A 10,029-nucleotide genomic window follows, 5' to 3' on the forward strand; every position below is an offset into this window, starting at 1 on the left:
GTGTGGGGGACGAAGACATGAGCGACATGAAGGAGACCATCGAGCAGCGGCTCGCCCGCGCCATGGCCGACCTGGAGACCACTACGGCCGGGGTGGCGGAGGCGGAGGCGGAGCTGAGCCGCGCCAGCTGCACGATCCGCTCCCTGGACCGCTCGGTCGAGGTGACCGTCAGCGCGCAGGGCGATCTGACCGACCTCCGCTTCCTGGAAGGCAAGTACCGCACGATGCCCGCCGGGCAGCTGGCCGCCAGTGTTCTGGAGGCCACCCAGGAGGCGCGCGCGGTGATGGCCCGTCAGGTGATGGAGGCGTTCGAACCGTTCACCCGGCCCCATGACTCCGTGCCCGAACTGCCGGGTGTGAACATCGACTGGAACAAGATCTTCGGCCCGGGGGTTCTCGACGGACCCTCGGGCGGGGACCGCCACACCTCGTCGCGCCGGCTGCTCGACGAGATCCACGAGGACCAGGAGGACTGATCAGCGATGCCCGAGGGAAACGCGTACTACGCCGAGCCCGACCGACTGGCCGCCGGTGTGCGCCAGATCGACCAGATCAGCACGCTCGCCCACGAAATGCTCCGCGACTTCAGCATGGCCCTCAACAGCACGGTCGGCTGGCCCGGTCACGACGACAGCTTCGCCGAGGAAGTGATCCCGCAGGAGAAGCGCGAGCGCACGATGGCGCTGGAGACCGGAACCTCGCTGGTCGAGGCGGTTTCCGGGGTGGCCGACGGGACCCTGGCCAACCTGGACAACATCCGCACCACCCAGAGTGGCGTGATCGACTCGATCAACTCGGCCCGCCGCGGAAAGCACTGACACTCCGATGAGCATCATCGTCTCGCCCCAACTCAACAACCTGCTCTTCGTTCTCATCGGCGAGAAGATGCTGCAAGCGGACGAGGATCTGGCGTACCGGAGCCACCAGCCCTACCGGCGGCTCGGCAAGAACGTCCGGGAACTGTCCGATCTGATCGAGCAGTCGGTCTTCGGCGTGGGCCAGGCGCTGCCCCCGCAGGTGGGCCGGCAGTACGTCCGGGCCATGCGTCTGTTCGTGGACAACGGCGGGACGAACTATCTGCGTGAGTTCGCCCGGCAGCTGGACGACGTCGGCAACGGCCGGGTCAAGATCTCCATGGACATCATGGAGGCCAAGTGGTCGATCATCGCCGAACTGGTGCGTCTGTTGATCGAGTTGACGATCATCACGGCGCTGTCGTTCTTCACCGGCGGCGCCTCCGCGAGCCAGACCGCGACCGCCAAGGCCCGCAGCAGGGTGGCGATCCTCGCCACCCTGGACCAGTTGCTCAAGCGGACGCATCTGCTGCCCAGCCTGTCCGAGGCATTCGACGAGGCGTTCCAGACCTTCGTGGTCCGGCTCGCCATGATGACGATGGCCCCGCCGGGCCGCAGGCCCGGCGGCTTCGACTGGAAGCAGATCGTCGAGGACGGCCTCTTCGGCGCCGTCACCGGCATGTTCCACGGCGCCTTCGAATCCCTGACCAAGAACCTCGGCAAGGGCTTCCGCAACATCCTGGACGGCCCGGACGGCGCCCGGTTCACCAAGACCAACACCAAGAACATCACCGACGACATCACCTCCAAGATCGACAAGCCGCCGCGGTCCGTCGGCGACCGGTTCGTCCGGGGGACCGGCAGCGGCGCCAACGAGTTCCTGGTGGCGGGTGGTTCGGAGGCTCTGGCCGAGATCGTCGTCACCGGCGTCCTGCACGGCAAGTGGGAAGGCAACCTGGACACGTTCATCGGGTCGGGCGTCAGCTCGGTGGTCGGTTCGGCGCTGTTCGGGGCGGCGGCGAAGTTCGGCGGCGCGTTCGGGTCCGGGTTCGACTTCGGCAGCGTCAACGTCCTGCCGGTCACCGGTGGGGACAGTACCGGTGCGGACAGCACCTCGGTCGACGGGCGGAACACCGGGCGCGACGACGACCGCGCACCGAGGGCGGTGCCGACCACGTCCTCCACCGGTGCGACGCGCACCGGCACGACGGATCTCCCGGCCTCCGTGGACACTCCCCGCGGCATCGACGCCGACCTCGACGCCGACCTCGGGGTCGGGCTCGACGGCATGGGCTCGCCCGGCGTCGTCGGCGGTGGTGGCACCGGTACGGTACCCACCTCGTCCTCCAGCGGAACGCCCGCGACGTCCGGCAGCGGAACGCCCCGGAGCGTCGGCAGCGGTCGGTCCGCTCCTCCCCCCGGCGCCCATCAGCGGAGCGACACCTCCGAGGGCGTACAGGAGAATCCGGCGTCCTCGGACAGTGACGGGGACGCGACCCGGGCGACGGACGACGGCACGGACGAGGACGCGACCCGGGCGACCGACCACGGTACGGACCCGGCCGCCCCCAGGGCGGGGACGACCGGCCAGCGTGCCGACTCCGCCTCTCGGTCCGCCGCGATCCGGGAGTCCCCTTCCGGGGAGGCGGACGAGGAGACCTCGGCGGGAGGCGAGGGGGCGGTGCCGACGATCGGTACGGCCGGCTCCGCACCTCTACCGGCCTCGCATGCCGGCGCCCCGGCCAACTTCGCCTCGAACGCCGGCGCGCCGGCCGCCAACGCGGTCTCGGCGCCGGGGCAGACGCCCACGCGGGGACATCAGGCGAACGGCACGGGTTCGCCGCAGCGCACCGGGAGGGGGACGCCGGACGCCACCGATCCCGGTTCGGCGGACGGGCCCGCGCCCGAGTCCTCCCCCGAGTCCGCGCGCCGGCCCGGGACTTCGTCCACGGCCACGCTCCTGCCGGGAGACGGCGGGGCCGACACGGTCGGGGGCGCCGGACTCGGCACGGACCTCGGTACGCACGCGGGTACCGACGTCGATCCGGACGTCCGTCCCGGTGCCGCCCGGGACACGGGGGCCGGGACGGCCCCCGTGTCGCCGACGACCGGTACGTGGGGCCGGGACACGTCCCGATCGGCCCCGGCCTCGCCGGAGCCGCCCCGAGCCGCGCACCCCCCTGTGCGCCCCGACGGCGACAAGCGCCGTTCCGCCGAAGGCACTCCGGACGCCGCCCCCACCCCCATCAGCACCCGGTCCGAGGGGAGTTCGCCGACGACGCCCGTCGAGAGCCCGGTCCCGCACACCGCGGCATCACCGTCGCCGACGACATCCGCCGCCACGAACCCCGTGACGGAACAAAATCCGGCGCCGCCCGCGGTCACGACGTCCGTACCCGCCAAGCCCGATCCCGCGCCCCCCACGGACACGAAGCCGGCCCCGACGGTACCCACCGTCACCACCACCTCCGCCCCTGCGGAGCCCGGCCCGGCGACCCCCGTGACCACCACGTCCGGTGCGAAGAAGTCCGGTTGGGATGCCGCGCGGTCCGCGGTGCCGCCCGTCACCCGTAGCCACACCTGGACGGACCCGGTCTCCACGCCGAGGACCGCCGAGGGCAGGCCCACCCGCTACACCGTCGACTCCTCCTTCGACGTGCGCCGCTTCACGCACGACGGTGAGGCGGTCGTGGACCTCACCGTCGAGGTCGCTCTCAACGGCACCGGCACGGTCGGCGAAACCGAACGCCGGGCCCTGTGGGACCGGATGGCGGCCGGGGTGCGGCAGACGTTCAACGAGCCCGGTCACCGGCTCGCCACCGGGGAGCGGCTGCACGTCACCGTCGTACCGGCGGTCGCGGGCCGACAGCCGCATCTGGCGGTGGAGTTGACCGGTGCCGTCTCCGGCACCCGCACCTCGCAGCACACCTGGCGATCCGACGCCACCGCGCAGGACCTGGCCCATGAGATCGGCCACCAACTCGGCCTGCGCGACGAGAGCCGGGACGCCACGGCCCCGCAGCGCCCCCAGGTGGACGGCAGCCTGATGGGCACCTATCAACGCCCGGTCGCCGAGGACGTCTCCGAGGAGCAGCAGGGCAATTACGCCCGGGGCGGTCTGCGTCCCCGACACCTCTCCCTGCTCAGCGCCCTCGTCGGCGGCCCGGACGACACCGTCGGGTCCATGCCACCGGTCACCCGGTCGAGGGGCGCCGATCCGCTCGCGCCGCTCGCCCCGTCGCCGTACGTCCAGAGCTACGGGAGCCGGCGCGACGGCAACGTGGGCCTGGTGCAGGTGGAACCGCTGCCACCACGGATCGCCGAGGGCCTGCATCAGCATGTGATGAACCTGCTGGGGATTCCGGCGGACCAACAGGCCACGCACCCCGTACGTGAGCAGTTGCGCCGTGAACTCGGCGGCGAGCAACTGGTGATCAACCTGCCCTATCTGCTCAGCAGCATGGGGCACCGCGTCACCGTGGACGTCGGAGGCAGACGACGGACCGTCGACGTACGGCTGTCCCTCCACGACCCGGCGCCCTCGCTCCGCCAGGGCACGCGTGATCCCTCGGACCCGGCCGTGAACGTCGAGCGGCGCGGGCTCGGCACCCAGGAATCGGGTGACACCGAGTCGTCCGGCACCGTCCGGACCCTGTTGGTGCCATGGTCGGCGACGCTGCCGATCCCGGCCGCCGGGCCGGTGCGCGGGGTGGACTTCGGACCTTCCCTGTCCCTGACGCACAATCAGCTCTCGCTGTCGACGTCGGTCACCCGGACCGTGCAGACGACGACGGCACAGCGCAGCAACGAGTCGTCGCACGCCTTCAGTTACGGGTCGAACTGGCAGGCCCGGGTCGACACGCCCCGCATGGCGCCGATGGACAACTGGGGCCCCGGTTCCGAACTCGGCCCGGTCACGGTCTGGTTCCCGGAGCATCTGAGCACCGACCGGCCGGCCGACGCCGAGCCGCTGCCGGAACCCGCCGACCTGGACGAACTGCCGCTGTGGGGCGTGGACAGCGTCAAGGAACCGCACCAACTCCTGGAGATGGTCAACGGCGAGTTCCACCGTGATCTCGCCGACCTCTCGGACTCGTCCGCCCAGGCGCTGCAAGCGTTCCTCTCCGAACCGGTGCTGCGTGGCACGCTGCCCATGCAACGGGCGGGCGGCATCTTCTCACCCCTGCTACTGGACTCGGGCGGGCGTGCGATCGGCATGCTGAAGGTGACCACGGAGGTCACGCCGGGCAAGCCCACGCACCAGAGCCAGGACAGCAGGATCAACCTGGAGAGCCATCTCCTCAGCACCGTCAAGGTGGACGGGCAGGCCAAGGTCACCAACGCCGTGGGCGTGGACCTCGGCGTCGGACCGGCCTTCACCGGCAGCCACGCCGACGGGCATCCCGACGCAGCGGGCAAGGTCGCGGGATCCTTCCTGGGCAAGGGCGGGGTCCGCTGGCAGACCAGCGACACCCTCGGCAACGGGGGCAGCGCGACCATCTCGCACTCCCTGCGCAGCAGCCGCAGCCATCTGCTGACACCCGCGAGCGTGCGGCACACCGTCACCCTCGTACGCCCCGGCGGCGGGGAGGCCGAGCGGCGATTCGGGCCCTGGGACGACGGCATGCAGCTGCGCGTACTGGCCAGGTCCGACGCTGCGGGGAGGGTCCCCGAGGGCGATGAACTCCGTTTTCTGCCAGCGGAGTTGGAGAACCTTCAGAGCATCGGCACCACTGCGGCCCCGCTGGCCGTCGAAGGCCCGGAGCAGCTCTTCGCCCATGCCGAGGTCTGGTTGCGGGCGAACGGGTTCCTGCCGGCTTCCGCGACCGTGACCAGCCGCACCACGGTGTTGTCCGACGAGGCTCTGGTGCAGGCCCAGTTGAACAACCTGCGCATGTTCGAGCAGGCCCGCTCGGACGTCGGGCTGCGGGCCGCCGTCGACGCGATGGTCGACGGCGGTCACGCCCTGTGGCTGGAGAAGCCCACCGCGGCCGGCGGGACCCGTCGCGTCCAGCTGAACCTGAGCGCCACCCGTGACAAGGCGCCGGGCCCCGCCACCGCGACTCCCGGCACCACGCCGGCACCGGTCACCGCGACCCCCGGCACCGGCACGGCACCGGCGGCCCCACGTCCGACGCGGCACGTGCGCACGCTGCCCGGCCTGCACCTCATCGGCCTGACCTCTTTCGTCATGGGCGGCTCGGAGCAGCAGTCCTCCGGCTACGGCTGGACCGCCGGTTTCGGTGGCAGCGTCAGCGGCCCCGTAGGTCCTCCGGGCGGCTCCGGCACCCTCGGCACGGCCGCCGACTACGCCTACACCGGCCAGATCTCCCACACGGGCGGCGTAGGTTCGGGGCTGAGCCAGGACCAGCAGTTCGTCGGCGTGGACCAGGGCGGAGAGGTCTTCGACATCCCCGCGCGGTTCACTCTCGACCTGCACGACGGTTCGGGCACCGAGCCCACCGTCCGCTTCGCCGAGCACACCGCCGCCACGCCGTACGCCGGGCCGGACGTCACCCCGCCCCCGGCCGGTCCGCCGCCGACGGCCGTCATCGGCAGCATCAGGGTCGCCGTACCGCATCACCGAACCCTCACGGCCGCCCCTGACCCCGCCCCTCGCCCGCGGAACGGACGGATCCGGGAGGTGACGGCGGAGGACCGGAAGACGCTGGCGACGACGGGCCCCGACGGACGCCCGTTGGAGGGTGTCGCCAAGCTTCCGGACGACGCGGTCCTGGACGTGTTCCACGGCTCCGGCGAGCTCCAGGAGGCGATACGCCGGATAGCGGCGGGCACCTATCCAGGACGTCCGCAGCCGAGCTGGGCGGCCGGACTGGGCACCGCCCTCAGTGGCATGAGCCCGGAGGTCGTCAAGTCGGCGGCATCACTGGTGGCGGCGTCGGCGGCCGGTCGGAGCGCCACCGACCCGACCACCCTCGCCGCCGAGGTACTGCGGGCGGCCCTGTCGCCGGCGAACCTCACCGCGCGCGGGCACCAGATCCTCAAGGGCAGCTACGTGGTCGAGGGAGTCACCCTGCCCGGCCTCGGCGCCGACCAGGAGTACTCACTGGAGATCAGCGGTGTGCTGCGCAACCCCCGTGCGATGCACAGCGCCAAGCAGCAGTTGGAATCCGGCGTCTCCTCCTCCGACACCGCCTCCCAGCAGAAGTCCGCCTCCGGCACCCACCAGAGCGGGGTCGCGGTGACCGGCACCAGGGCTCCCGCGGTCGCCAGGCCGACCGATCCCTCCGTCGCACCGCCCAAGCGGCCGGACACCTTCGGGCCGTCCGCGAAGTACTCCTCCACCGCGAAGTCGGAGGACTCGGCGACCCTCTCCACCACGACCGCCGTAAACCGCAACCCGACCGAGAAGGCCGAGAGTCACCGTATCGGCGCCGACGCGTTGATCCTGGTCACCCTGCGCGGGGGCACCCGCAACGTGGTCGGCAACACCCTCGGTCTGGGCCGGGGGGAGCCGGTGACCGTCGCCGTGGAGCTGCCGGATGCCGTGCAGTTCCTGATGACGGACACCCAACTGGCCCGGCATCAGGAGTGGTTCACCGGGGTCGAGGGCCTGACCCCGCCACAGCAGGCGCAGCGGGACCTCCCGCTGCCCGGCCGCTTCGCCCGTACGGGAGAGCCGGGCCTGGCGGGCGTACTGTCCGTCACCCAGCTCGATGCCCCGCACGGCGATCCGGAGGCCGGGCGTGCGGGCTTGGGGCACGTGGTCGCGGGCACGACCGCGCCGCCCTCCTCCGACGTCCGCGGGACCAGGCCGGCCGCCTCCAGCACCTCCGAGGCCACGACCGCGGCTCCCGGCACTCCCGCCGACACGGCGGACTCCGTTCCGGTGGAGCGCCGGAACCGTCTCTACGACGAGTTGATCGCACTGGTCGAGTCGGAGGCCCCGGGTGTCACGCAGCCGGGGCACGCCGCCTACCTGCCCGGTGTGGCGTCCCGGATCGCCGACTACACCTCACCCACCGGTCTGCGCGCCCTGCCCGGACGCGGTCCGAGGGGCGTGCAGCGCTTCCATTTCCGCCATCTGGCGAAGGGCGGCGCCCGGCTGGTGGAGGTCACCCTCAACGCGAGACCGCGTGCCGACGCCGAGGAACGGCGCACCATCCGCGGGCGGAAGGCAGGTGCGGGCGCCGGCATGGAGCAGTATCACGCGCATCAGCCCGCGGGAGTCTCCACCGCGACGACGAACACCACGCAGCACGGTCTCACTTTCAATCCCACCACGCGGTATCCACAGCCCGGCAACGACACCCGTACCGACCGCAGCGGCCCGGTGCTGAGCGCCGCGACCACCCGCGCCCACGGCACGAAGGCCGCCACCGCCGCCGAGGACCGGTTCTGGCTGCGCACCGACAGCGTCGCCGACTTCGACCTGGAGTACGACTACGAGGTGGGCGTCCGCTCCGAGCTGGTCGCTGACTGGCCGCCGAACGTGCTGGGCGGCATGGTGCAGGGCTGGTTCCTGCCGTCGGCCGGCGCGCCGGAGGACGGCTCCGGGGTCACCGGCTGGATCAGCCGTACGCTCGGCGGCCGTCCGAGCCGCTCGGCCGTCGTACCTGCCCGCGTGACGCTCCGGTTCACCGGCAGCGAGGCCGCCGAGGGCCAGGACGTGGACCCGCCGCTGCTGCCCGAGGTCTCGGAGGCCCAGCCCGTCCTGAAGGGCAACCGTTTCGTCCCGACCGGTCCGGCCCCGGTCTTCGATTTCAACGCCTGGCCGGAGGTGACCAGCGCGCTGAACACCGTCGCACCCGGCCAGAACCGGGACTGGCGCTCCCTGGACACCTCCACGTCCGCGGAGAGCACCGCCGTCCGCATCGGCGAGCTGATCCAGGCGGGCGAGATCGCTCTGGACCACCCGCGCACCGCGGCCGGGCTGACCGGGAGCATGCCCGGCGCCTATCCCTTCGAGTCGGCGCCCGACACCCCGCCGTCCCTGTCCGTCACCCTGCACCACCCGCGCCGGGTCACCGGGGCGTCGGACGTGACACTGGACCGGCTCAGTTTCAGCAGCACCGTGGGCGGCTCGTCGTCCAACGGCGGCGTGACCGGCGGGATCAGCTTCCAGGGCATCTACAGTCACGACGACGCCAACCAGGCGTCCGGCGGTGCCACCATCCCGGTCCTGGCCCGTCAGCCCCAGACGACGGGCGGCGCGGCCGGTACGTCCGGGGGGCGCCGCGAATGGCTCAAGACCGGAGGGACGTCGGCCCCCAAGGACGGCTCACACGGCACCCGGACCTACGAGGCACTGGTCGACACCCATGTGACCGTACGCGGGCCGGAGGGAACCCGGCATGTCACCGGCACCGCCACCGTGCGCGTCGCCGAGCGGGACGTACTCGGTCACGGCATCACCCCGCCTCGGACCCATCCGCAGGTGTACGACCTGGCGTCCATGGTGCGGGCGGGCGCGGACCTTTCGGTGTCGACCGCATGGGCCGCCCCGGACCTGAGGGACTGGCGGACGCATCCGCTGGACTCGCTGCCCGATCTCCTGGCGTCGCAGATCGACCCCGCGGACCAGGAGGCGCAACTGTGGCTCGCGGTCGCGACCGACCCGGCGACCGGTGACGGGACTCCCGCCCGGCCCGATCCGCAGGAGCTGGGGCGCGCCCTGTTCGCAGCCTCGCAGACGGCGGCGACCGCCGGGAAACCGGTCGAGTTGGTCGTGCGGTACGAGGACGGCACGCTCGGGCTCTGGAACTTCGACTCCGACGGTCGGCCCTCGGGGCTCGACCCGGACGCGATGACCGCGTGGCAGCGGTTCGACACGGAGGCGTCGGACCTCACCAGAGCGGCGCGGGAGGAACAGGAGAGCCGCCGGCAGGAGTTCGAACTCCAGGAAGCCCTGGAGCAGCAGGCTGCCGTTCTTGCCGACGCCCTGCGGGAGGTCGATCTCGCGCTGGCGGAGACGCGGCCCGCTCCCGCCGACGCCGAGCCCGCCACGCGGCCCCGGATGCGACCGGACCGCACCCCCCGCTTCACCGTCCCCTCCCGTTTCGACGTCCGCCGCTTCCGGCACGACGACGACACCGTCACCGACCTCACCATCACCGTCGCCTTCAACGGCGCCAACACCGCGACGGCATGGAACAAACTCCGCCAGGGAGTCGAGGACCACTACAACGCTCCCGGACACCGCCTGCCCAACGGCGACCTCCTCCACATCACCGTCGAACCCGCCCCACCCGGCACCACAGCCCACCTGACCGTC

The 10,029-nt window shown here is 72.1% G+C and carries 2 protein-coding genes and 1 pseudogene; all 3 read left to right on the plus strand.

From position 1 onward, the window contains the following. Positions 1-17: 17 nt before the first annotated feature. Positions 18-476 (plus strand): YbaB/EbfC family nucleoid-associated protein, encoded by a 459-nt coding sequence (locus tag ACFWEE_RS08055; RefSeq protein ID WP_386887426.1) that lies wholly within the window; start codon positions 18-20, stop codon positions 474-476. 6 nt (positions 477-482) lie between these two features. After that, complete coding sequence (locus ACFWEE_RS08060) at positions 483-818, plus strand: hypothetical protein (RefSeq protein WP_386887428.1); 336 nt, start codon at positions 483-485, stop codon at positions 816-818. A gap of 7 nt (positions 819-825) precedes the next feature. Further along, a pseudogene (locus tag ACFWEE_RS08065) lies at positions 826-10,029 on the plus strand (hypothetical protein); the annotation flags it as partial.

It is taken from the genome of Streptomyces sp. NPDC060184 (genome assembly GCF_042728795.1).
Taxonomy (GTDB): domain Bacteria; phylum Actinomycetota; class Actinomycetes; order Streptomycetales; family Streptomycetaceae; genus Streptomyces.